Source organism: Geminocystis sp. NIES-3708, assembly GCF_001548095.1.
GTDB lineage: Bacteria > Cyanobacteriota > Cyanobacteriia > Cyanobacteriales > Cyanobacteriaceae > Geminocystis.
On record NZ_AP014815.1, the window covers coordinates 2,378,525 to 2,403,746 of the forward strand.

Sequence of the window (25,222 nt, forward strand, 5' to 3'; positions counted from 1 at the left end):
ACGCAAAAAAACTTTTAGCTATCATTTTAAATTTTTGATTTCACACTTTTATTAATATTAATAATGCTAAAATTGATTATGGTTGATAGTATTCATGGCGAATAAAAGGTAAATTAACTACTTCTCCTTCCACTTCTGCAATGTTAACTTTTAAGCCAATATCTCCTGCTTTTGTGCGAATATAACCAAGAGCAAATTTTTCCGATTTCGTTTCTAAATAACTGGTTATTTTACCAACTTTTTCTCCTTCAACAGTGATAATATTATCTATTTCAGGATTAATTGAGTTATTTAATTTTATACCCCAAAGTTTTTGTTTAACGCCTTTATAAGTATTTAAACGAGCGATGGTTTCTTGTCCGATATAACAACCTTTATTAAAAGAAATAGCATCCCATAAACCACTTTCCAGAGGATTATATTCTTCGGTTAATTCTTTATTTGGCGTTGGCTTCCCTTGTAAAATGCGTAAATTTTCGTAATCTCGATTATTGATAATTAAGGGATTTTTTGTAGTTATTTTATTCCAAATATAAGAAGCTTTTTCTTGAGAAATAATTAAGTTAAATCCTGTTAATTTTAAATTGCACCCAACACTAATGATTAATTCAATATCATCAATTTTAATAATTTTATGGCTAAACTCAGGGGATTTTAAAAACTCATTATCTACCAAACTTGACAACAACTCAACACTTTTTTCTCCTATCAATGTAAAAATTTTATAATCATTAGTTATATCTTTGATCCCTACTTTATCAAAAGGAAAAATATAACGATCCATCCAATCATATAACTTTTTATTTTGTTCGGGAGATACTAATAATAAAACTTCATTTTCTTGAATATAAGCACTAACTAAATCAATATTTCTACCAGTGGAATTAACAAAAATAGTATCGCATCCTTCCCCTACTTTTAAACCTTGAATATTATTAGTTGTTTGATTATGTAAAAAACGAAGTCTATCATCTCCTGTTACTTTTAATAAACCCCAATTACTTCTATCAATTAAAGCTACAGAATTTTTAATAGTATCTATATTAATCATATTTTTTCTAAATTTTTCTAATTATTATCAATTATTAATCTTAAAATTATTTAAGATAAAATTTTCAGCTTGAATTAGAGTTTCCGGTGTGCCAATATCTAAAAAAGATGCTTCGGTTATATGTACTTTTATTTTACAACCTTGATTGAGCAATTCAGGAAAAACATCATATTCAAAACTAAGAGGTTTTTTGTTGGGAAATTTGTTCATAACTGAGTGTTTAAATAAATAAACCCCCGCATTAATAACACCTTTTCCTTGTTGTTTTTCCGCAAAACTAATTAAATTATAATCGTCATCATATTTTAACGAACCATAACGAGAAGCATCAGGTAAAGATAACCCTAAAATAGCCCCTTCAATCTCATCATTTTCTAAATAATTAAATAAAGGTTTTAAGTCAGTAAAAATAAGAGAATCGCCGTTAGTTATTAACCATGAAGAGGGTTGTTGATTTGATAAATTGACTACATTAATAAAACCTCCTGCCGTGCCTAAAGGTTCACTTTCTTGATAACATTTAACATTAATATTTTCTACATATTGGTTATTAAAATAAGATTCAATAATATCACCTAAATAACCAGTAGAAACAATACAGTTATTTATATTTTGTTGATGTAAATAGTTAATAATCCATTCAAGAAAAGGTTTATTTGCTACCTTTGCCATAGGCTTAGGAATGTTAGGTAATAAATGCTTAACTCTAGTACCAAAACCTCCTGCCAAAATAACTGCGATTATATTTTGCATTTCAGAATTTATCATAGGATAATTATATAATTAATAGTCTGTAGTAATGACTTTAGTGATTTTTTCGTTATTTTTTTATTAGGGCTAAAGCCCAAACTACGAACAAGTTTAGAAAAATGAGCTTATTTTTTTTATAACTTTATCTAAAGAAAAAGGCTTGTATTTAATAATATTTGGTATATTTTCAGAGAAAGATTGTTGATGATCAAAAAAGTTATTAATTTCCTCAAATATTCTTACGATACGCTCTTTAATTAAAGATAAACGATAATTATTAACTATGTTTATATTGACTGAATTGTTTTGCCAATTTTCTACAGCCTTTAAAATTCTTTGAACATCATATTCTTTAGAATAAACTCGCAATTTATGACAATTAAAACTAGGATCTAAATAGTCTGATAAAGCATCATTTATACTAGAAAAAATTGTACATCCACAAGCCATTGCTTCCAAAGGAGGCAATCCGAAACCTTCACTAGCTTTTGCTTGTACCCAATATTCCGTTGAGTCATAAAGATAGACTTTAGTTTGATTAAAAATAGTGGCTAAATCTTCTACCCAATAATCAATTAAAGTCAAATTACAATGGGGATTTAAGGCTGGTACTAGTTCTTCTATCAAATATTTTGAAGATTTGCGTTTCTGTACCAATACATCAATTTTTCTTTGCTGTTGTTGGTTATGATATTTATCGGAAATCTCGTTAGGAAGATAAAAAATTAAGTTATTTGGGGCATATCTTCCCCAATAGGCTTGAGAATGTTTACTAACGGTTATTATTGGCACTTTTGATGATATTTTAAATTTATATCCTGTACTGTGAGCAAAATAAACTACATTAAAATTTTTAAGTTTTGTTAAAAGTTCTTGAATGTGAGGACCCCAATGAATAATATAAATATTATTAGTCGCATTAATATCTTTAATTACATCATTTAGAAACAAAATATTCTTTTCTTTTTTTTTATAAGTAACGGGTTGAGCTTTAAAAAGTGATTGTGCAATAGCCATAAATTTCAGTTGAGCAATATGTCCACCGCTATTGATGTTCATTTCTGGAAAGAGAAAATAGAGATTCCGTTGTGTCATAGTTTTTAGATAAAAAAAACCCTTAATCCCCAATTTTGGGGACTTTAACTTTATTGATTTTCTAGGATAATTGAATTAAAAGGGCAAAAATTAGACAAAATAATTTCTCATAATTGAGAAAAAAGACGATAAAATTCTACCAAATAAGGGGCAAAATCCTAAACGTTGGAATAAATAGTATTACGAAGAATAGTGTAGCCTTTGATTAACTCTTGAATCCCTCTGGCTAATGTCCAATCAGGGGTAAAACCAGTACTTAAAATTCTGGCATTGGAAACAATATAATCTCTTTTATCAGGATCTTCGCCGATAGGTGCTTCAATATAATAGAAATTGGGTATTTGTTTCTGAATTTCCGCACATAGTTCTAATTTTGACAAGTTAGCATCTTCTAAACCAACATTATAAGGTTTCCCTTTCATGGTTTCAAAGTTATCTAAACCGTGTAAAAATACTTTTACCACGTCACGGATATGGATATAATTACGTTTAAAGTGTCCTTCAAATACTACCACAGTGCGATCCGTTACGGCACGATAAACAAAATCATTGACAAGTAAATCCACTCTCATACGAGGAGACATTCCAAAAACTGTAGCCAAACGAAAACTAATACTATTTTCTCTTTCTAAAATAGCTTTTTCAGCTTCTACTTTAGTGACACCATAAGCGGAAATAGGGCGTAATGGACTTTCTTCGGTACACATTTTACCTTTTTCGCCGATGCCATAACCACTGTTAGTAATTGGCACTAAAAATCTTTGCTCTTTACTAGCCAAACGACATAACATTTGAATCGCATCTCGATTTGTGGTTTCTGTGGCAATTTTATCTCTACCACATAAAGGTGCACCGACTAATGCCGCCAAAGGAATAATTACATCGGCATCTTTAACTAAGTCTTTCATCAAACTTTCTTCACGACAATCGCCTCTTATTACCTTAAAAGTATCGTATTGACAACATTCAGCGAGACTATTTTGACGAAACATGAAGTTATCAACTACGGTTACTTCATAACCTTTACTTAATAAGACAGGTGTCAATACTGAGCCAATATAACCACCGCCTCCAGTAATTAAAATTTTCATAGTTAGAATATCAAGTTTAAATATTTATTAATCTTTGCCGTATTCAATCATAAAGGACATTGAACAATTAATAATGAAAATTATTAACTATTCTTGAAAATCCTTTATTGGGGAATAATCTCCTATTCTTTAAGTAGATAGCTGAATTGAATAAGCCTTTACTTTATCGTCCAAAAAGGAAAATTTTGACTAGGATTGATAGTAACCCCCGTGATACCATTTTGGGCAAAAGCATAATCTTTATTTTGCCATAGAGGAATATAAGGTACTTCTTCAGCCATGATAGATTGAATATCACCAAAGGCAGTTTTTCGCACTTCAATGTCTGATTCTTGGCGTTGTTTATCGATTAATTGATTCACTTTTGTATTATAAAAAAAAGAGCCTTGAGTTTGTGCACCACCCTCCAAACACCCATCTTTTTCGTTACCTTTAACGCATTGTAGGAAAGGTTGAATATAATTATCTGCATCGAGAAAATCAGGATACCAATCACCTAAAAATGAGGAATAAATTCCTTTACCTAAGTTACTAAAAGCTGTGGCACTTTCTACCGCATTAGGGATAAATTGAATGATACCTTCTAATTGTTGATCTGCGATGGCTTTCAATGTACTTGCTGCCGCACTACGAGTTTTAGAGGCGGAAGGATACCAAACTTCTACAACAGCAGGATTTGTAGGAGAAAAACCCGCTTTAGTTAATAACTCTTTAGCTAAAGCAATATTATTGTCTTGATATTTAGTTTGAAAAGCTGGTTGAAAAACATCAAAAACATTAGGAATTAAGCTATATAAAGGCTCAGATTGTCCTAATAATACCCTATCCACGATTAATTTACGATCAATTAAAGCTGCTATCGCTTGTCGTACTTCAAGTTGATCTAATGGTTTTTGATTACGATTTAAAACCATATAACTAACAACAGTACCAGATCCTTCCGTCATTTGAAATCTACCAGCAGTAGCATCTTGTACTAGAGTAGTAATTTGCTCAGGAGCAAAAGTTTGATAAGCGACGGAGACGGCACCAGTTAAGAAACTATTATAAAGATTAGCAGAGTTACCCGCATAAATTTGTAAATCAATACCTTTATTTGTTGGTTTGTCACCCCAATAATTGTCAAAAACATCTAAAGTAACGGAATCACTATTAAAAGCAGTCAATTTGTAAGGGCCTGTAGCGACTAATTCATTCGGTTTAAATTGTCCTTGACCTATGGTATAACCTTGAGGAGAAACTGCACAAACTCCAGGAAATGCTAATAAAGCAGGAAATGCCGCAAAAGGTTTATTGAGAGTAATAGTTAATTCATATTCTCCCGTTGCCTGAATTTCTTTTACCGCATCACTCAATAGAAAAGAAGGCTTACCACCATTTTTCATAAACCTATCTAAAGAAAACTTCATGGCTTCAGCATTAAAAACTGTGTCATCATGAAACTTGACTCCCTCTCTTAAAGGTATTTTATAAGTTAAGCCATCATCACTAATCGTTGGCATCGCCGTGGCTAATAAAGGGATTAATTCCGTTGTGCCTAGTTTGTAGGTATAAAGGCTCTCACCAATGTTATAAATCAAGTTTAAACCTGCTAATTCATAGCTATCTGCTGGATCTAATGTTCTAGCTTTCAATGTAGTTCCAATAGTAATTCTACCGTTATTATTTGTGGTAGAATTAGGAGTATTTTGTAATCTATTATTAGCATTACACGCCACAATTAACCCTAAACAGGCAAAAGAAAGGGCAATATATTTTAATATTTTAACTATTTTCCTCATGTTTTATTACAAATAACATTATATTTTCAGCAAACTTGTTAAATTTTGACACAAATAAGATAAGTAATAACGTCTGTTTTTTTTTATGATTAGGGTGTGACGAAAAAGTATGAGGATAGGAGTTAGAAGTCAGGAGATAAGGGTGAAGAGAAATAATGAATTTATTTTTTCAAGAAAAATATTCAGTAAAGTAAATAGTTTATTGTTCATGAATCTAATATATAATCGATTACGCAAGTGCCTAGATTTTTTTTGAGTTAATGATTAATCAACAAACCGCCATATATCGCATACTAGATGCTAACTTAGATCGAGCCAGAGAAGGATTAAGAATCATTGAGGAATGGTGTCGATTTGGTTTGAATGAGAAAGAAATGGCAACTACCTGTAAAGAAATGCGTCAGGAATTAGCTAGTTGGCATTCCTCAGAATTACGCACAGCCAGGGATACACCTAATGATGTTGGTACAGATGTAACCCATCCTCAAGAAACGGAAAGAGAGAATTTACCTGATTTATTACAAGCCAATTTATGTAGAGTGCAAGAAGCCTTGAGGGTGTTAGAAGAATATGCAAAATTATATGATGTCGAATTTGCGGCGGCGATGAAACAAATGCGATATCAAGTTTATACTCTTGAAAGTCAATTATTTGGTCAATCTCGTTTACAATTATTAGTCAAATCTTCACTATACTTAGTCACTTCTCCTGTGGATAATTTTTTCAACGTTGTGGAATCTGCTTTAAAAGGAGGTTTAAAGTTAGTCCAATATCGTCACAAAGATCAAGATGATTTAATAAAACTTAAAGAAGCCTATAAATTAAAACAATTATGTAATAACTATAACGCTTTATTTATCGTTAACGATCGCATTGATATTGCTTTGGCGGTGAATGCAGATGGAGTACACTTAGGACAAACAGACTGCCCAGTAGGGTTAGCACGGCAAATTCTCGGCACAGGAAAAATCATCGGTAAATCCACCACCAACCCTCAAGAAATGGCAAAAGCTATCAGTGATGGTGCTGATTATATCGGAGTTGGACCTGTTTATGAAACTCCTACTAAAGCAGGTAAAAAAGCGACAGGATTAGAATATATTCGTTATGCTCAATCTAATGCTACAATTCCCTGGTTTGCCATCGGTGGTATTGATAGTAATAATATTCGAGATGTCATAAAAGCAGGGGCAACAAAAGTGGCAGTGGTTAGGGCAATTATGGCGGCAGAAAACCCCACAGAAGAAACAAAAAATCTTCTCAAAAACTTTTGAAAAAGCAAAATATAAAGGTTATCTTGATAGTTAATTCTTTATCCTTCGTCATTTTTTTTCCAATTAGGCTTAGATTCAGCAGCTTTTAAAGATGAATTTTGTTGACTATTTTGGCGATAAAGTATAATTTCCCCTTGATAATTTTCCTTATTTTTATTGTCTTGATAACTCTCTCCTTTTCTTCTAGCGGCAGTTTTTTCATCGCTAGTTTCTTCCGCTATTACTTCATATAAAATCGCTAATTTTTCAGTGTTATTAGCCTTGCGTAAAATTCGCCCTAATCTTTGAATATATTCTCTAGTTGAGCCTGTGCCAGACAATATAATTGCTATTTTAGCATCAGGCACGTCAACGCCTTCATTAAGTACATGAGAAGCCGCTAAAATTTTATATTCTCCCCTATGATATTTTGTTAAAATTTGATGACGCTCTTTTACAGGTGTTTGATAAGTTATTGCTGGAATTAAATATTGTTGAGAAATGCGGTAAACTGTGGCATTATCATTAGTAAAAATCAGGATTTTATCAGGATAATGTTTTTCTATTAATTCACTTAATACCTTTAATTTTGCAGTGGTACCTGAAGCGATTTCCTTTGATTCTCGATGGGCTAACATTGCTCTTCTTCCTTCATTTGTTCTGGCACTGGCTTTAACAAATAATTGCCAACCATCGAGACTAGAAAGAGAAATATTCGACTGTTTTAAAAAAGTATTTCTAATATTTATGACTTCATTATATCTTTTTTTTTCTTCTATTTCTAAAGATACTTTTATGGGAATAACTTGATATTCTGAAAGAGTATTATTTGATAATTCTTGAGGTGTTTTACGATAAATAATTTTACCAATTAAATTGTCTAAATAACTATGACTACCATCACCTCTTTCGGGGGTAGCCGTCAACCCAAGACGATAAGGTGCAATGGATTCTTCTGCTATCACTTGAAAAAAATCTGTAGGTAAATGATGACATTCATCGAAAATCAACAAACCGTAATGATTCCCTAATGTCTTAGCATGAATCGCCGCACTATGATAAGTTGCTATTAAAATTGGAGTGCGATCATGTGAGCCTCCTCCTAACAATCCAACTTTTATCTTGGGAAAAGCTAACTCAATTTGTGCATACCACTGATGTAATAAGTCTAAAGTTGGTACTACTATTAAAGTTGTTCTTGGGGTACAGGCGATCGCTAATTGTGCCAAATAAGTTTTACCTGCCGCTGTTGGTAAGACAACAACCCCTTTTCTTTGAGCCAATTTCCACGCTTCTAAGGCTTCTATTTGATGAGGATAAGGAGTTTTGGTTAAATTAGATTGAATTTCTAAGGGAAAAAATGCCTTGGCGGAGTCAACGAAATTAATGTTTTCTTGCTCAAAAGCCTCGATTAATGCACGATAATAAATAGCTGGAATGCGAAATTTTTCGATTCTGTCATCCCATGTTGCAAATTCAATCCATGCCTTACCTCTTGGCGGTGGATGTAAAATTAGTGTACCACGATCATAAGTTAATTTAGTCGCACGACTCATTAATAATTACAGCAAAATGAACATCTCAATTATATGTTGAAAAGGAATAATTCCTATGATACGAAGAAAATTAATTTGAGTCTTAATCCTAGATATACAAATTTTTAAACATTCTCTTATTTTATAAAATTCCATTTGATTTAAAAATAGATAATCAAAGAAATTATTTTATCATTAAAAAATGTTATGCCTGAAGAAAAGAAACTATCTTTAAACTTAAAAACAAAACAAAAATTATCTATAGTAATTCCTGTCTATAACGGAGGTGAAGCATTTTATCACTGTTTATTAAGTATCAAAAAATTTGCTCCTCCAGAAATAGAAATTATTGTTGTAGCTGATGGAGATACTGATGATTCAAGAAAATTAGCTCAAAAATTTACATCTAAAATAATTATAAATGATCAAGCTTTAGGTCCTGCAAATGCAAGAAATTTAGGTGCTAAAATTGCCACAGGAGAGTTACTTTTTTTCTTAGATGCCGATGTTTCTATTAAGGAACAAACTATTCCTAAAATTAAGCTATTTTTTGCAGAAAACACAGAAATAACTGCCTTAATTGGTTCTTATGATGATCAACCCGGTGCGATTAATTTTTTGTCTCAATATAAAAATTTATTTCATCATTATACCCATCAACAAGGACAAGAAAACGCATTAACTTTTTGGGGTGCTTGTGGTGTTATTAAGCGAGATATTTTTGAAAAAATAGGAGGTTTTAATAATAGTTATAAGTTGCCTTCAGTAGAAGATGTTGAGTTAGGTTATCGACTTACCGAAGCAGGTTATAAAATTAATTTAGTTAAAGATATTCAGGTTAAACATTTGAAAAAATGGACTATAATTTCTCTGTTAAAAGCTGATATTTTTCAACGAGCTATTCCTTGGACTATTTTATTATTAAAATACGGTAATATGGTTAATGATCTTAATTTAAGTTGGACGAATAGAGTAAGTATTTTACTGATTTATAGTCTTATAATATTGACAGTATTATCCTTTTGGTTTAACTTTGTTTATTTATTTATTATTATCATCATTACCCTATTAATAATTAATCGAAAAGTTTATTATTTCTTTTATAAAAAAAAAGGCTTAATTTTTAGTTTAAATGCTATTTTATGGCATTGGTTTTACTATTTATATGGTGGTTTTGGTTTTATGTTAGGTTTAATTTTATTTAGGTTCAAAAATGTTAATTAATTTCTTTAAAAAGATCAGCTTTACACAAAAATTAAATATTTTATCTGTTTTTTTATTATTACTAATTATCGCTTATATTGTTAAGGGTTTTAGTTTTTTATTATCTCATGATCAAGGTGCAGGTGATTTATATTTTCGTTGGCAAGAACAACAATATATTTATCATGGATATTATCCTTATTTTGCCAGAGAAGGTATGGATTTTGTTATCAAAGAAATTGGTGCAATCCAATCTGGAGGTTATCTTCCTTGGTCATTTTTTAGTGGATTTTTATTTTTTCCCCCTATTTCTTATCCTTTAACTCGTGTATATCATGTTTTTTTGAATCTTATTTCTTTAAGTATTTTAGGTTTATTTGCCTATAATTTAGGGAAAAATTATTACCGATCTTATAGTTTATTTGCTGTAGCTTCTGTTTTAGCTATCAGTGCTAATTCTTCAACATTAGGGGTAGGTCAATATGGTGTAATTATTAATGCTCTTTTGATTATTTTTTATATTTCATTGCAGAAAAATCAAAATAGTTTAGCAGGATTATTTTTAGGAATAGCTATGTTAAAACCAAATATTTCTGCTTTTTATTTTTTAATTCCTGTTACTCAAAAAAGATTGAAAACGATCATAGTTTTTTCACTTTATATTATTGTTGCCACTTTTTCTATTGTGAAAATTACCAATACAAATTTATTGTTAATATTAACGGATATTTATAAACAATCTAATTTTTTCACAGCACAAGGTAACTCTTTAGTTAATTTATTTTTACCCTTAGGAATATCCCCTAATAATGCCACGATTATTTTAGGAGTGTTGGGGATAATAATTTGTTTAACTGTTTTTTATTTATACCGCAATTATTCTTTATTAACTCTATTTGCGATCGCCTCTATCATGGGGAGAGTCTGTTTTTATCATCTAATTTATGATAATGTTATGATAGTTTTTTTGTTGTTAGCATTATTAGAATTAACTTTTAAAAATCCCGATAAATTAAATTTTATAGTGTTATTAATAGTCGGAATAACGTTATGGATTCCTGCAAAAGCTGTTAATTTATTTCCTTTTTATGAGTATAAGATACAGTTTATTATTTGGATTTTAGCGGGAGTTTATTTATTAATAGCTCAAAAAAAATGATAACAATAATTTACTGATAAAGTTTTAATTGTGTTAAGAATATTGATCTCGATGAAATTCAAATTTTGATATTTTTGCCATGGCTTTTCCCACTCCAAAAATGTAACCAATACCTTGCCCAATACTATCAATAATCAAGCCCAAAAAAAGAGTTAAAAATAGTTTTAAAGACCATAACTTTTGTAATTTACGCTCTTCTAATTGTCGATAAATTCGCCATAAACGAACAAAAGGAATTAAAGGAGAAGCCATTGTATAAATTAACTTTTTACCCATATTCCAATTTTGATTGTTAACACGATCGCCAGCAAATAATTTACCACAATAAAACTGCACTTGAATCCAAGTAAATAAATCACCAAAATTAGTATGAGAAGTTTTTGCCCTTGACTCTAAATAAAGTTGATAACCTTTACTTTGTATATCCCAATGTAATATAGTTTCGGTCTCCATCATTTCTGCTAATTTTTCTTCATAAGAAAGCAGAATATCTTTTTTATAGCTACTATTATGACCTGGAAGAAAATTGACTATTCCCGAAGGTGTAAAATCTAACCAGGGTGCATAAGCAATTAACATATCTGCCCAACTTACGACATTATTGGGATTAGCATTTCGTAATACGGGGCCGACTACTGCCCAAGGTTGTTTATGGGCTTCAATGAGATATTCTGCCCAATCAGCATCAGGAAAACAATGATCTTCCGCTAAGGCAACAATAGGGGCTTGGGAATGGCGAATACCCTCTGTGTATGCAAAAGCAATAGATTTTATTTTACCTATGCCAATAGCTTCGATCGCAAAAAAATCATCAATTTCTTTTATATGCGGTGTTATTTCAGAAGCCGAAGGTGCAACAATGATAATTTCTAAATTCTTTTTGACAGTTTGTTGACGTAAATAATCAAGGGTTTTCGCTATAGTATGATACTTATCTGGAGTTGGTAAAATAACCGACATTTTTGGAACTATTAAAGAAGGCATAAATATACAAATTGGATTTGAGTTTTAACCCACGTTAATGATAATAAGAGAGTCAGAATTTTCAATTCAGTCTTGATCAGAAATGGGAATAAATGAATATCATAATCGCAATTTATGGAAAATTTAGAGATTTCTGTTATCATCAAAATTCTTGGATCTGAAACCCCGTCTTTCTAGGACGGCTTTATATTTAGTGGTTTTAGGTTAAAATCAAGGTAGCCACTAAGACCTTAATTGTACAGTGCAACTCCCAGTCGTGGGACACCTGTTGAAAAGATGAGTTACCGAAATGGTACTCGGTGCAATACACTACAGACTCAGCCCCCACAAGCAAAGATATTAAGGGAGTGAAAAGCATAAACCTAAAAGTAAACTGAAGGCATTAGCCAACAGTGTACAGGCAATTGACACCGCCTTTTGAACTGCTTTTTGGATTAGTGTTTTGGCACTTTGAACAAATGTAGTTGTTCGAGCAATGACTAGCATTGTGTTAGTTATCTCTTCTAAAGAATCCTCGTGGCTTTAGCCCGATGGAGTGTCAATCCTACCTATAATCGACCACAACAATTATTTAATTGTTTAAAAGCCTTAAGTCAAATACTACACCCTTCTTTTGAGGTAATTATTATTGATGATGGTAGTGTAAACTCGATCGAACATATTATTGTAAATTTTGAGTTTCAACTAAACATCAAATTAATTACACAGAAAAATCAGGGGGCGGCATCCGCTCGTAATACGGGAGCAAAAGTCGCTCAAGGTGAATATCTTGCTTTTACCGATGATGATTGTTTACCCACAGCAACTTGGCTTACATCTCTAGTAGAAGTTTTGAGATTATATCCTCATTGTTTAGTAGGAGGTAAAACAGAAAATGCTTTATTTGATAATCCTTATTCTGTAACATCTTAAGCTATTATTGATGTAGTTTATAGTTACTATCATCAACTTGGGAAAACACTACGTTTTTTTGCTTCCAATAATTTTGCTCTTTCTCGTTTTGATTTTTTAGATTTAGGAGGATTTAATGAGAGTTTTTACACTTCGGAAGATCAGGAATTTTGCGATCGCTGGTTGCAAAAAGGATTTGATTTAAAATATGTACCATCTACCTTAGTTTACCATGACCATTACTTAACACTAGATAGTTTTTGGCGACAACATTTTAATTATGGTAGAGGAGCATTTAGATTTTATCAAAGTAGAGTTGAACGAGGTTTGCACGGTTTAAAAATTGAACCACAATTTTATCAAAAGCTGATAACTTATTCCTTTTACCTTGAGTTTTTCACTGCAATTCTCCTTAAAATATTGGTTAATTCTTTTCATCGCTCAACTAGCTAACTGACTGGGTTTTTACTGGGAAAAAACAATCTAACTGAAAAATGATTATTAACGGACAAAATATTCCACAAGAAGAAATCTTAAAAGCCGATATTTGTATTGTTGGTGCCGGGGCGGCAGGATTGACTTTAGCTCGACAATTTAATAATACTTCAGTTTCAGTTTTACTTTTAGAGAGTGGTGGTTTAAAAAATGATCTCATGACTCAATCTTTGGCAGATGGTACAAGTGATGGCGAAATCTACCCTTTTAAAGAATCTCGCTTTCGTTGTTTCGGAGGTTCAACTACCCGTTGGAGTGGTATATGTATTCCTTTAGATGAGGGAGATTTTGAACACAAATCATGGTTGACTTATAGCGGTTGGCCTTTTTCTAAGTCCGAACTTTTACCTTATTATCAAAAAGCTGAAGAAATTTTCGGATTGCCACAAAAAACTTTGAATCTCAGCGATAAATCACCTTTTCATCAATCTCCCTTAAAAACGAAAATATTAAAATATAGTAATCCCCTTGATTTAGGCAAAAAATATAAGCAGGAAATAATTGAGTCCAAAAATATTAGTCTGATTATTCATAGCAATGTTATTGAGTTAATTCCCCATCAGGAAGGGAGATTAATAGAATCTTTAAAGGTGCAAGGAAGTGACGGTAATGGTTTTATCGTTAAAGCTCGTACAGTTATCTTATCTACAGGGGGGATGGAAAATGCACGACTTTTATTAGCCTCGAATAGTTATTTTCCTCAAGGTTTAGGCAATCATAATGATTTAGTAGGGCGCTTTTTCATGGAACATTATTTCAAAGTTGCGGGGATTTTGCCGATTAATCAAAAATCAGAATTTATCACATCTTTTACTCATCGTTACCCTTTTGGGAATACCTATGCTCAAGATGTTTTCGGTTTAAGTGATGATTTGCGAGATAGAGAACAACTTTTAAATATTCACTGGCGTATTTGTCGTTACAATCTTTTAGAAGACACTCAAACTGTTATCACGGCTAAAAAGTTAGCAAAACAATTTTCTCAAGGTGATTTTTCCCAAATGATTCAGCAGTGGCAATTACTATGGCAAGGTGACTTGACTGTCATACCTCGTTATCTGTGGTGGCATTTTTACAATAGACTCAATCCCTCCGCTCATTTTGATCATATTCGCTTTGTTGGTTTAGTAGAACAAGAGCCAGATTTTCACAATCGTATTACTTTATCGTCAAAATGCGATTTTTTAGGACAACCTTTAGTTAATCTTACTTTGAATTTTAGTCAAAAAATGTGGGAAAGTGTCGATCGATCTATGTCTTGTCTCAGTAAAATTTTATCAGAAAGGGGTTTTGGTCAGTTAGAATATGATTGCGATCGCCTACAACATCTAACTTTCTATGATAAAGTTGGTTATCATCCCATGGGTACTACTAGAATGCACCCCAATCCTCGTTATGGAGTAGTTGATGCCAACGGTAAAGTACATGATGTCGATAACTTATACATTGCAGGAAGTTCTATTTTTCCAACAGGAGGGGCGGCAAATCCTACTTTTACGATCGTTGCTTTAGCTTTACGTTTAGCCGATCATCTTTTTCAAATTAATCAATAACAATACTAATTTTGACATTTATGACTCAACAATTAACCACAAGGTTTTTATCAGAAAATGAATATGAAAAATGGACAAAATTTGTTTGTGAATCTCCCACAGGAAGTGTTTATAGTTTACCTGAATATTTAGAAATTTTATGTACAGTAACAGGAGATCGTTTCAGGATTTTAGCAGTATTTCAAGGTAATGAATTAGTGGGGGGTATTGCCCTTTATGAAACGTGGAAATTCTTTTCATTGGTTGCCGTAGCTTGTCCTCGACTACTTTTATCTTACCATAGTCCAGTTTTACGAGCTTATGAAAGTAATTATCCCAGTCATATAAGAAGTAAATATACCGCTATTTTACGAGCTTTAATTGATAAATTATCAACCCTTCCTTATGTATATTTAAACCTAACTATTTTTTATTTAATTAACGATATGAGGCTTTTTCTGGAAGTAGGTTGGGAAGTTTCGCCCGTTTATGGTTATATGGTATCTCTAAAAGATACTCAACAAATTTGGCAAAAAATGGAGCAAAATTTTCGTCGTTTAGTTAACAGAGGAATTAAAAATGGTTTCGTTTTTACTGAAGATGATGATTTTGATAGTTTTTATAAATGGCATTTAGAAGCATCTCAAAGAAAAAATTTTTCGTTGTATCTTCCTGAAGATAAATATCGACAATATTTTGAACTTTTGCGAGAAAAAAATCTTTGCAAACTTCACCAAGTACGTTTAGATAATGGTAAATCGATCGGTGCATTTTTAATTTTAACAAGTTCTCATCCCGTTAGTCATACAGTTTGTACTGGTAGTGATGTTAATTACCTAAATCTTGGTAGTATTCCTTTTTTACGTTGGAAATCCTTTGAAAGATTAGCCGAACTTGGCTATGAAAGTAATAATTTAACAGGGGCTTCTTTGAATCAAGTTAAAGATTTTAAAAATCAAATAGGAGGAGAATTAATTACTAACTGGATAGTTATTAAACCGCCCCATTTTAGTTATCGTATATATCAAAAATTGACTTTTAAAGATTAATATACATAAACACTAAGTACAAATGATGAAATTAATTAATAATTTATTCATACCTAAAAAACAATCAGGAAATCTTCCCAATTTTATTATTATTGGTGCTATGAAATGTGGAACTACCAGTTTGCATTATTATCTTAATTGTCATCCCGAAATTTCTATGTCAAGGGAAAAAGAATTAAACTTTTTCATTTATGAAAGAAATTGGAATAAGGGAATTCAGTGGTATCAATCTCAATTTCAGGGTAATGGTAAAATTTATGGAGAAGCATCCCCTAATTACACTTATTTTCCCAAATGGTCAGAAACAGCAAAATTGATGTATCAAACTGTGCCCCATGCTAAACTTATTTATTTAGTTAGAGATCCTATTGAAAGATTAATTTCTCATTATATTCATCACTATGCGGATAGAATAGAAAATCACTCCCTCACGGATGCTTTAGCCAATTGTCAAGAAAATGGTTATCGTTATTATCTGTCTTGTAGTCGTTATTATTTTCAATTAGAACAATATTTAAAATATTTTTCCCCTTCTAATATTCTGATTATTACCACAGAAGAATTATCCCAATTTCCTCAAAAAACTCTCCAAACTATTTTTAAATTTTTAGAAGTATCCGAGAATTTTCAAATGATAAACTATAAGAGAAAACTTCATCGCTCTATTTATAAACGAAGAAGAACAGATTTGGGAAATACCATTAGTAAACTCCCTTTAATAAATAATATTGATACTCTATCTCCTCCTTTAAGACATTATATTAAGAAAATAGTTTATTTTCCTTTTTCTCAAGGAATTAGCAAACCTATACTAGAAAAAGATTTGAAAAATCAATTAATTCAATATTTTAAAACGGATGTTCATAAATTACGAAAATTTACAGACAAAGATTTTCAGGAATGGTGTGTTTAATAAAAAAATTTTCTTTAAAACTTAAAGTACAGGAAAAATATGAAAAAAACTATAAAAAATGATTCATTATTAAAGAATTTAACTAAACTTTGGGATGCTCTGCTATTATATTTTCCTTCGGCTTATGGAGGTTGGGAAAATAGGCAACTTTGGCAAAATATTAATACCTACTGTTTATTTATTGGTTATTCCAGAAGTGGACATAGTTTAATTGGAGCATTATTAAACGCTCATCCAAATATTGTTATTGCCCATGAATTGAATGATTTAAAATATACTTATTTGGGATTTAGACGTTGGCAACTTTATCATCTTTTACTCGACAAAGCCAAATTAGGAGTAAACCCAAATGACAAATCAGGTGGATATAATTATGATGTTCCTAATCAATGGCAAGGAAAATTTACACAGATACTGGTAATTGGTGACAAAAAAGGAGAAGGGACAACTTTAAAAATTGAAGATAGCCCTCTTTTTTTACAGCGTTTAAGGAAGATTATTAATGTCAAAATAAAGTTTATTCATATTATTAGAAATCCTTATGATAATATTACCACAATGTCAAAAAAAAATTTAAAATTAGATTTTCATTTGTCAAAAAGTATTGAATACTATTTTTTTCTATGTAATATTGTTAATGAGTTTAAAAAAACTCTTAAATCCGATGAAATATATGAATTAAAATATGAGTTATTTATTGAAAATCCTAAAGTCTATCTTGAAGAAATTTGTAATTTTTTAGGGGTTAGTACTACAAAAAGCTATCTGGAAGATTGTGCCAACATTGTCTATAAATTTCCAAATAAAAGTCGTTACAGTATTGTTTGGACATCAGAATTAATTGAGGAAGTTCAAAATAGAATTAATCATTATTCATTTTTACACGGTTATAACTATAATGATTAAATAAATCAGTAATTTAGATTAAGTCAAAAATCTTCACAAAATTTGCTTAAATGGCATTTTAGCCTAAGAAACAATGAGTATAAAACAAAAAACCATTGAAGGGTTTTTGTGGTCAATCATTCAACATTGGGGCAGTCAAGCAGGTTCATTTATTGTTTTTTTAATTTTAGCCCGTTTACTAACTCCTCAAGATTTTGGATTATTAAGTTTAGCTAATATCTTTTTAGCTTTTATGAATATTTTTCTTAAACAAGGATTTACTTCAGCTTTAATTCAAAGAGAAAAATTAGAATCCGAACACTTAGATACTGCTTTTTGCACTCAATTAATAGTCGGAATATTATTAACTTTTATTAGTTTTTTAATAGCTGAAAATATTGCCACACTTTTTCATCAACCTCGATTAACTTTTATTATTCAATGTTTCTCTTTTTTGTTTATTATTAATTCTTTTGGTCATGTATTTCAAGCAGTTTTAAAAAAAGAGTTACACTTCAAAATTTTAGCAGTTCGATCGTTAATAGCAATTATTATTAGTGGATTTTTAGCGATTATTTTTGCATTTTTAGGTTTCGGAGTTTGGAGTTTAGTAATTCAACAATTCATTTATGAATCTGTGCTGGTTATTATAATGTGGAGAGCGATTAATTGGAGACCAAAATTAAGATTTTCTTATACACATTTTCAAGATCTATTAAATTTTAGTATTTATGTTTTTTTAAATCAATTTTTAATGTTTTTTTACAGAAAGTCAGATAATTTACTTATCGGTTATTTTTTAGGTGAGATTGCTTTAGGATATTATACGATCGCCTATAGAATTTTAGAAATAATGACTCAATTATTAATAGGGGTAATCAATCAAGTAGCTTTTCCTGCTTTTTCAAAAATACAAACAGATATAACTGTTTTTCGGCAAACATTTTTACAAGCAATACGATTTACCAGTTTAATTGCATTTCCCGTATTTTTGGGTTTATTACCCTTAACACCAGAGATAATTATTACTTTATTTGGGGAATAATGAATACCATCAATCTCTGTATTACAAGTATTAATTTTTTTAGAAATATTATCTTCTTTTTCTTCTTGTATGTTTGCAGTATTTTTAGCTTTAGAAAAACCTTATTTACAATTTTATTTGACTTTAATAACTATTATCCTTAGTGTTAGTTTTGCTTGTTTTCTCATCAAATGGGGAATTACTGCCGTTGCTTTCGCTTTTGTTTTCAGTAGTTACTTAATTTTTCCCTTTAGTTTATGGATGTTAACTAAGTTAATGTCTATTTCTCTAAAGCAATATTTACAACAATTTATTACTCCTTTAATAAGTTTTGTTTTGTTATTATGATGTTTACTATTTTATCGGTTAAATACTTTTTTGCTATGTATTTCAACACAATAATTTTATTGATTACCTGTACAATAAATAGTCGCTTCATTAATTTACATGATAAGTATTTTACAAATTAAGGCAATATCGTTTAAACAAAACTAATAAGTAAGTGAGTAACATTAATCGATGCCTTTTATTTTTCTCAAAGCTATGTTAACAAGGGTTTTAAATCGATTAACTCTATACAATTAATTTTGCATAAGTACTTAAATAATTATTGAGTAATAAAACTTACTTAATTTTTCTTAAATAAATTTAAAACTTTTTTAAAATTATTTTTAACTTTATTTATTAATGATAATTTTTCTGGTAATATACTACTCATTTCATTATTATTGAAAGAAAAATTAGATATTAATTCAGATAAGTCTTGCTTATTATTTGTAGCTACAATTCCTTTATAATATCCATTTGCATATTCAATTAGTTCCACACTTTGAAAATATTTGTTAAACATCTCGATCATTATTTCAACTTGAGAAACAAGCATGTTATCATGTCTTTTTCCACTAGGTTCTACCCAAGACCACATAAACGCAGTTGCTAATATTTGACCACCATATACAGGAGCATTGTCTGTAATAATAAAAGGAAATTCTATGTCATTATATTGTGTTCCATTAACTAAATTTTTAAATTCAGCAATGGGAATAAAAAAAATGCCATCATCAGATAACCAATAAGATACATTACTAATAAATTGTTTCATTTCAGATAAAGAATTTACAAATGTATAAGCCCATCACATTGAGGAAATGACATCCCATTCTTTTTCTTTAAAAAGAGTTCTATTTCGGTAATCCCCTTGAATTAATTTAATATCAGATTTTTTTTCTGGCAATTTGCAACATTGAGGGTGATAAATCTAATCCCGTTCTTTCAATATCAGGAGAACAACTGAGAACATAACCAGTTCCACAGGCAACATCTAACCATCTAACATTTTTTTTCTATGATTTAATATTTTGCTGAGTATTTCCAGTTCACATTTAGTTTTTACTTAAGATTCAATATCCGTAAGAAAAGTTTGATTATTTGGGCATAGGCATCGTCATAAGTCTCCAAAATTTGCTTAATTTCCATGGTGTTTTAAAGTAAATAAAACGAGGGATGCGTAGGGCTATATTATTATCAAGTTCGATTGAAGAAAGCTATTTATAGTGTTAATCAGCAAGGGTTGTATGCAAAAAACTCGATTACTCGTATCACTATTTTTAGATATTTATAGTGACATACGCTAATATAAATATTTGTTAAGAAGATTCTCAGTAAATATTGAATTGAGTACGATCACGCAGCGCCACCCTTGGTGATCAAATCCTCGATAACAACATTTTATCGTTGAATAAATTTTGAGAATGTAAAGAAATATCAAGATATATTCATATCTCAGGAAAGTCGATTTTAATAAAAATTATAACCTTTGTATTTTCATTTTTATGTTTAAGTTTAAGTCCCGTTAGAATAGTAATGATTAAATACAGTTTGCTAAAAATTGAAATTTTCGTAGAGCTATTAAAACTTTTGAGTAATTTTTTCTTTTATTTTGTGAGGCGATCGCAAGAAATTTTAAAAGAGAAAATAAGCGTTCAAAAAGTTGATAATCCTCCACAAATAATCAAATTTTTATTAAGGATTTTCCCTATTCCTGGCTATCCAATGAGTTCGACTCTAAATGGTTATTTGGGAACTACTATTAGAAATATACTGAAGAATCGTAGAAAGCCAGAAATTATCAAAGTTGTCAAAGAATATGGAAGCAAGATAAGTAACCCTAAAGTTTCTATAGTTGTTCCTCTCTACGCCAGACTAGACTTTATGAAGTATCAATTAGCTCTATTTGCTGATGATCCCGACTTTCAAGACAATGAGTTGATCTATGTTTTAGACGATCCTCGACTATATAAGGATTTTGTTGATTATTCTGAGGCACAAGCCGCCACCTTCCAAGTACCATTTAAAACAGTCTATTCAGGGGCAAATTTAGGCTTCTCAGGGGCAAACAATCTAGGAGTATCTGTTTCTAGTGGACAGCTAATCCTTCTTATAAATTCAGATGTGATGCCAATAGAATCGGGTTGGGTTTCATCATTAGTCAATATATATAAGAGTCTTAATAATGTAGGAACGATCGGACCTAAATTACTTTATGGAAATGGCAGTATTCAACATGCTGGGATGAAATTTATGAAGTGTGCCCCTTGGGGTGATTTATTGATTAATGACCACCCACATAAAAACCAACCTAATTTTCCTGAGTATGACTCTAAACAACAAAAGTTAACGGCGGTAACAGGTGCTTGTTTGATGGTTTCTAGGCAATTATATGATCAAGTTGGTGGTCTAAATGAAGAATATATTATTAATGATTATGAAGATTCTGATTTTTGCTTAAAACTTCATACTCAAGGATTTGATAATTATTACATACCTGAGATAGAACTATTTCATTTAGAAAGACAATCTGTGTCACTCTACCATAAAAACGAAGAACTATGGCAAATCAATCGGACAAAATATAATTGTTGGCTTTTTAATCAAGAGTGGGGGAAATATATTAATGAGAAAAATCTTTAACGACAAATTTGAGTAATGAATAATATGCCAGATAGACTAAAAATTTTAATTATCTCTCACGGACATCCCGAACTAATCAAAGGAGATGGAGAAATTGCCGCTTATAATCTTTTTAAAGAACTGCGTAGTCGTGATAATTGTGATGTTGTTTTTTTAGCTTATAGACAAGGTGAACCTATTTACTCTTCTACCCCTTTTGAAACTCTTAAATCTGATGGCTCAGAAGTGCTAATAACTGGAGGAAATTTTGATTATTTTATCCTATCTCAGTTAAATACTCGATTGACTTGTTATGAGTTTCGCAGTTTTTTGGAATCTTTTGCACCTAATGTTGTCCACTTTTATCACTATATACATCTTGGACTTGAAGCGATTAGAGAAGTACATAAATATGCAAAAAATATCCCGATTATTGTGACACTTAATGACTATTGGGCAATCTGTAATCATAATGGGAAAATGGTGAAAACATCTGACTACAAGTTATGTTCAGATCCTAATCCTATTGACTGTCATAAATGCTTTCCTCATAAAACTCCTGAAGATTTTCAACTTAGAAAAATGTATATCAAATCATTTTTTAACTTAGTAGATGTGTTCATTGCACCCAGTCAGTTTTTGTTGGAAAGATATTTAAATTGGGGAATAGCAAGAGAAAAAATAATATATATCGAGCATGGACAACTTACAGTTACTCCAGTTCCACCAAGAAAGCTATTAGATCAGCAGAGAAACCACTTTGCTTACTTTGGACAACTCAATATTTTTAAGGGAATTTTTATATTATTAGAATCCATAGAAAAGTTGACTAAAGAAACACGAAAAAATATCTCTTTAGATATTTATGGAGCTAATTTAGAATTACAGCCAAAGTCTTTCCAGAACAGGTTTTCGGAACTCCTCAATAAAACTAAAGACTGTGTCCGCTACATAGTATATGGTCAATCAGCAGAATTAGCTCAATTAATATCTAACGTAGATTGGGTAATTGTTCCATCGATTTGGTGGGAAGTTGCTCCTTTAGTTATAGAAGATGCTTTTATGCACAAACGTCCAGTAATTTGTAGTAATATTGACAACATGAATCAAAAAGTACAACATGAAAAGTCAGGGTTACATTTTAAGGTTGGTGATCCCATTGATTTAGCTAATTGTATCACCAGAGCGGTAAACGAAGAAGGACTATGGGAAAAGTTATCTACTGGAATATCAGAACGTTTAACTATTCAAGAAGTAGCCGATAAAACTCAAAAGCTCTATGTTGAAGAACTTAAAAAGCATCTATAACGAATAGTTACAGCAATTTGATATAAATAAACTATAAAATGTTTGTCACATCTTTAGAGAGATCGCAAAATATTTTTCTTTAAAGTTCTTTGACAAGATCAACGACTGGCTTACCTTCATCAACATTATCCCGAACTCAAGTTAAATACTGAAATGATAAAAAAAACAGAATTACAGTTGGAGTATTCCGCCATCGAAAGTGCTATAAATCGAGCTATTGATTTTTTTTGGTCTAACCAACTTCCCGATGGAGAATTTAAGGTACACATAACACAAGAAAGCGATTCAGAGAAAACCTCTTTTTTTGATAGCTGTACCTTCGGCACTGCACTTATTCTTTATAATCTTTCTTTTCGAGAAAATTTTAAAATTGAAGGGATAAGAGAAAAAGCCTTAAACTTTCTCAATACCAATATGGATCAACCCGGACTCTGGCGCTACTTCTCTACAAAAACAAAGTTTCGTCACACTTGTCCCCCTGATGTAGATGATACGTGCTGTGTTGCTTTTATTTTTAAAAAATACAAAATAACTCTGAATAATAAAGACCTAATTTTGGCGAATCGCAATCAAAATGGTTTATTTTATACTTGGATTATACCTCGCTTTTCGATGTTATTTACTCATCCCCAATTCTGGTTGAATTCTTTGTTATCAATTCCATCTTACTCAACGTTTTGGCGATTTTCTGAATGTCGTCCGAATGATCTTGATTGTGGAATTAATGCTAATGTTGTTCTTTATTTAGGAGAGATTGAGGAAACCAAAAAAGTTATAGATTATTTAATTGATGTAACTCTTAAAGGAAAGGAGACAGAATTTGATAAATGGTATTTAAGCAGTTTTCCTCATTACTATTTTCTTTCTCGTGCTTATTTTAATGGGGTTAAAAGATTAGGCGTTTTAAAAGAAACGATCGTCTCAAATTTAGAACAAAAGTTTGAGCAAGAAGGCTATAATAATCCTCTTGATACAGCATTAGCCGCCTGTACTTTTCTCAACTTTGGGCTGATAACACCTACTTTACAAGAAACCATTGCCTTTTTGTTAGCAAACCAAAAAAATGATGGAAGTTGGGTTAGTAGCCCTTTTTACTTTATAGGTCCAACACGCACAAAAAGCTTTGGATCATTGGAGTTAACCACAGGGGTCTGTGTTGAAGCATTGATAAGATACCAACAGGCTATATGTTCCTCAAATATTTCCCAAACTTAATGATCAATAAGTTTATTATTCAAGTACAGAACTTAGTTACTCTCATTAGAGCAAAGGATTGGTGGGTATGCAAAATAGCACCAATATTTGGAACCGCTTATGCCACTGCCACCATTTTAAATGTCTCTTTGTTCTCCCTTTGGTCTTCTTTGATATTCCTTCTAATTGCCGTAATTTTGGATGCAAGTTTCGCCAGCATAATTAACAATATTTGCGATCGAGAGGAAGATCAACTGAGTGGAAAAGTTAATTACATGGTTGGCAGATCTTCACTTTTTATTGCCTTAATTTTAACAGCTACTATTTTACTAGGGATAGTGGTGTCAATATTAATGATACCAACACCTTTAATTTTAGGGGTTTATGTGAGCAACTGGCTAGTTTTTGTCACTTACTCAATACCACCAATCCGCCTTAAACAACGTGGTTTTTGGGGAATCTTGGCAATAGCATTGGGCGAAAGTTTCCTCCCACACTTGTTTACCGCATTATTGATAGTGAATAATGTACACAAGGGTTTACCAGTCATGTGGCTCATTCTTGTTAGTGTTTGGTCTTTTGCAACTGGATTAAGAAGTATTTTGTGGCATCAAATGGATGATCTTCAGAATGATCTTCGTGCTGGAATTAACACTTTTGCTGTAAACAGATCTACTCAAACTTTACAAAGACTAGGAAAATGGATTGTCTTTCCAGTGGAGATTACAGCCCTAATGGGAATGTTGTTTCTTTTTCATAATACCTTAGTTTGGATTTTACTATTGATTTATTTAATAACAGAATATCTCAGACATTATTTTTGGAAGATGGAGATCATTATTGTTGTGCCTTCTTCTGATAACCGTTTTGCTTTATTTGAATATTATGAGATATTTTACCCATTAGGATTTATATATTTAGCCATATCTCAAGACCCAATCAATTTAATTTTTTTAGGACTTTTTACCATATTTTATTCAAATCGTCTATGGTGGTGGCTCAGAGATATTTATTCTCTGTTAGTATGGGATATTCCAAAATATTTTCATAAAGTAGAAAATTGACCTGCTATCTTTTACT

General features: G+C 31.1%; 23 protein-coding genes. 15 read left to right on the forward strand and 8 right to left on the reverse strand.

The window, feature by feature from the left end:
* Positions 1 to 76: 76 nt before the first annotated feature.
* The 5 genes from GM3708_RS10515 to GM3708_RS10535 all read right to left on the reverse strand — a co-directional run bounded on the left by GM3708_RS10515 (position 77) and on the right by GM3708_RS10535 (position 5,768).
* Complete coding sequence (locus tag GM3708_RS10515; RefSeq protein ID WP_066346497.1) at positions 77 to 1,051, reverse strand: folate-binding protein YgfZ; 975 nt, start codon at positions 1,049 to 1,051, stop codon at positions 77 to 79.
* Between the two features lie 27 nt (positions 1,052 to 1,078).
* Complete coding sequence (locus GM3708_RS10520; RefSeq protein ID WP_066349419.1) at positions 1,079 to 1,804, reverse strand: sugar phosphate nucleotidyltransferase; 726 nt, start codon at positions 1,802 to 1,804, stop codon at positions 1,079 to 1,081.
* 108 nt (positions 1,805 to 1,912) lie between these two features.
* The gene (locus GM3708_RS10525; RefSeq protein WP_066346502.1) at positions 1,913 to 2,896 is read right to left on the reverse strand and encodes a glycosyltransferase; all 984 of its coding nucleotides are present in this window, start codon (positions 2,894 to 2,896) and stop codon (positions 1,913 to 1,915) included.
* Positions 2,897 to 3,054: 158 nt separating this feature from the next.
* Positions 3,055 to 3,987 (reverse strand): NAD(P)-dependent oxidoreductase, encoded by a 933-nt coding sequence (locus tag GM3708_RS10530; RefSeq protein ID WP_066346504.1) that lies wholly within the window; start codon positions 3,985 to 3,987, stop codon positions 3,055 to 3,057.
* A 158-nt stretch (positions 3,988 to 4,145) separates the two neighbouring features.
* Positions 4,146 to 5,768 (reverse strand): ABC transporter substrate-binding protein, encoded by a 1,623-nt coding sequence (locus GM3708_RS10535; protein WP_066346505.1) that lies wholly within the window; start codon positions 5,766 to 5,768, stop codon positions 4,146 to 4,148.
* A 260-nt stretch (positions 5,769 to 6,028) separates the two neighbouring features.
* Here GM3708_RS10535 and GM3708_RS10540 point away from each other — a divergent pair, with 260 nt between their 5' ends.
* Positions 6,029 to 7,042 (forward strand): thiamine phosphate synthase, encoded by a 1,014-nt coding sequence (locus tag GM3708_RS10540; protein WP_066346507.1) that lies wholly within the window; start codon positions 6,029 to 6,031, stop codon positions 7,040 to 7,042.
* Between the two features lie 38 nt (positions 7,043 to 7,080).
* Here GM3708_RS10540 and GM3708_RS10545 read toward each other — a convergent pair whose 3' ends face one another.
* Positions 7,081 to 8,577, reverse strand: coding sequence for a DEAD/DEAH box helicase (locus GM3708_RS10545; RefSeq protein ID WP_066346510.1), 1,497 nt, complete (start codon positions 8,575 to 8,577; stop codon positions 7,081 to 7,083).
* Between the two features lie 186 nt (positions 8,578 to 8,763).
* On the opposite strand from GM3708_RS10545, the gene GM3708_RS10550 reads away from it, so the two are divergent.
* Complete coding sequence (locus tag GM3708_RS10550) at positions 8,764 to 9,780, forward strand: glycosyltransferase family 2 protein (protein WP_066346513.1); 1,017 nt, start codon at positions 8,764 to 8,766, stop codon at positions 9,778 to 9,780.
* A complete protein-coding gene (locus GM3708_RS10555) occupies positions 9,770 to 10,918 on the forward strand; it encodes a glycosyltransferase 87 family protein (protein ID WP_066346516.1) in 1,149 nt (382 codons plus the stop codon). Before GM3708_RS10550 ends, GM3708_RS10555 begins: the two co-directional genes overlap by 11 nt.
* Positions 10,919 to 10,951: 33 nt before the next feature.
* Here GM3708_RS10555 and GM3708_RS10560 read toward each other — a convergent pair whose 3' ends face one another.
* Positions 10,952 to 11,902, reverse strand: a complete 951-nt coding sequence (locus GM3708_RS10560) for a glycosyltransferase (protein WP_066346517.1) — start codon at positions 11,900 to 11,902, stop codon at positions 10,952 to 10,954.
* A gap of 516 nt (positions 11,903 to 12,418) precedes the next feature.
* Here GM3708_RS10560 and GM3708_RS19000 point away from each other — a divergent pair.
* From GM3708_RS19000 to GM3708_RS10595, 8 genes are all read left to right on the forward strand, one after another.
* On the forward strand, positions 12,419 to 12,814 hold the full coding sequence (locus GM3708_RS19000; RefSeq protein WP_197671655.1) for a glycosyltransferase family A protein: 396 nt from the start codon (positions 12,419 to 12,421) through the stop codon (positions 12,812 to 12,814).
* Positions 12,815 to 12,820: 6 nt separating this feature from the next.
* Positions 12,821 to 13,246: a glycosyltransferase family 2 protein gene (locus tag GM3708_RS19005; protein WP_231933166.1), complete on the forward strand. Its 426-nt coding sequence runs from the start codon at positions 12,821 to 12,823 to the stop codon at positions 13,244 to 13,246.
* 41 nt (positions 13,247 to 13,287) lie between these two features.
* Positions 13,288 to 14,841 carry a GMC oxidoreductase gene (locus tag GM3708_RS10570; protein ID WP_066346520.1) on the forward strand — a complete coding sequence of 518 codons (1,554 nt, stop codon included), beginning with the start codon at positions 13,288 to 13,290 and terminating at the stop codon, positions 14,839 to 14,841.
* A 20-nt stretch (positions 14,842 to 14,861) separates the two neighbouring features.
* The gene (locus tag GM3708_RS10575) at positions 14,862 to 15,869 is read left to right on the forward strand and encodes a GNAT family N-acetyltransferase (RefSeq protein ID WP_066346523.1); all 1,008 of its coding nucleotides are present in this window, start codon (positions 14,862 to 14,864) and stop codon (positions 15,867 to 15,869) included.
* Positions 15,870 to 15,891: 22 nt separating this feature from the next.
* On the forward strand, positions 15,892 to 16,782 hold the full coding sequence (locus GM3708_RS10580) for a sulfotransferase (RefSeq protein ID WP_231932904.1): 891 nt from the start codon (positions 15,892 to 15,894) through the stop codon (positions 16,780 to 16,782).
* A gap of 39 nt (positions 16,783 to 16,821) precedes the next feature.
* On the forward strand, positions 16,822 to 17,688 hold the full coding sequence (locus GM3708_RS10585) for a sulfotransferase (RefSeq protein ID WP_066346530.1): 867 nt from the start codon (positions 16,822 to 16,824) through the stop codon (positions 17,686 to 17,688).
* A gap of 73 nt (positions 17,689 to 17,761) precedes the next feature.
* The gene (locus GM3708_RS10590) at positions 17,762 to 18,712 is read left to right on the forward strand and encodes a lipopolysaccharide biosynthesis protein (RefSeq protein WP_066346533.1); all 951 of its coding nucleotides are present in this window, start codon (positions 17,762 to 17,764) and stop codon (positions 18,710 to 18,712) included.
* 69 nt (positions 18,713 to 18,781) lie between these two features.
* On the forward strand, positions 18,782 to 19,039 hold the full coding sequence (locus tag GM3708_RS10595; protein ID WP_066346537.1) for a hypothetical protein: 258 nt from the start codon (positions 18,782 to 18,784) through the stop codon (positions 19,037 to 19,039).
* Between the two features lie 280 nt (positions 19,040 to 19,319).
* On the opposite strand, the gene GM3708_RS10600 is transcribed toward GM3708_RS10595, so the two are convergent.
* Positions 19,320 to 19,793, reverse strand: a complete 474-nt coding sequence (locus GM3708_RS10600; protein ID WP_066346543.1) for a hypothetical protein — start codon at positions 19,791 to 19,793, stop codon at positions 19,320 to 19,322.
* Between the two features lie 761 nt (positions 19,794 to 20,554).
* Between GM3708_RS10600 and GM3708_RS10605 the strand changes: the two genes are divergently transcribed.
* The 4 genes from GM3708_RS10605 to GM3708_RS10620 all read left to right on the forward strand — a co-directional run bounded on the left by GM3708_RS10605 (position 20,555) and on the right by GM3708_RS10620 (position 25,206).
* On the forward strand, positions 20,555 to 21,661 hold the full coding sequence (locus GM3708_RS10605) for a glycosyltransferase family 2 protein (RefSeq protein WP_066346545.1): 1,107 nt from the start codon (positions 20,555 to 20,557) through the stop codon (positions 21,659 to 21,661).
* A gap of 24 nt (positions 21,662 to 21,685) precedes the next feature.
* Positions 21,686 to 22,948 carry a glycosyltransferase family 4 protein gene (locus tag GM3708_RS10610; RefSeq protein ID WP_066346554.1) on the forward strand — a complete coding sequence of 421 codons (1,263 nt, stop codon included), beginning with the start codon at positions 21,686 to 21,688 and terminating at the stop codon, positions 22,946 to 22,948.
* 153 nt (positions 22,949 to 23,101) lie between these two features.
* Positions 23,102 to 24,163 carry a hypothetical protein gene (locus tag GM3708_RS10615; RefSeq protein WP_066346558.1) on the forward strand — a complete coding sequence of 354 codons (1,062 nt, stop codon included), beginning with the start codon at positions 23,102 to 23,104 and terminating at the stop codon, positions 24,161 to 24,163.
* Positions 24,163 to 25,206, forward strand: a complete 1,044-nt coding sequence (locus tag GM3708_RS10620) for a UbiA family prenyltransferase (protein ID WP_066346560.1) — start codon at positions 24,163 to 24,165, stop codon at positions 25,204 to 25,206. Before GM3708_RS10615 ends, GM3708_RS10620 begins: the two co-directional genes overlap by 1 nt.
* Positions 25,207 to 25,222 lie beyond the last annotated feature (16 nt).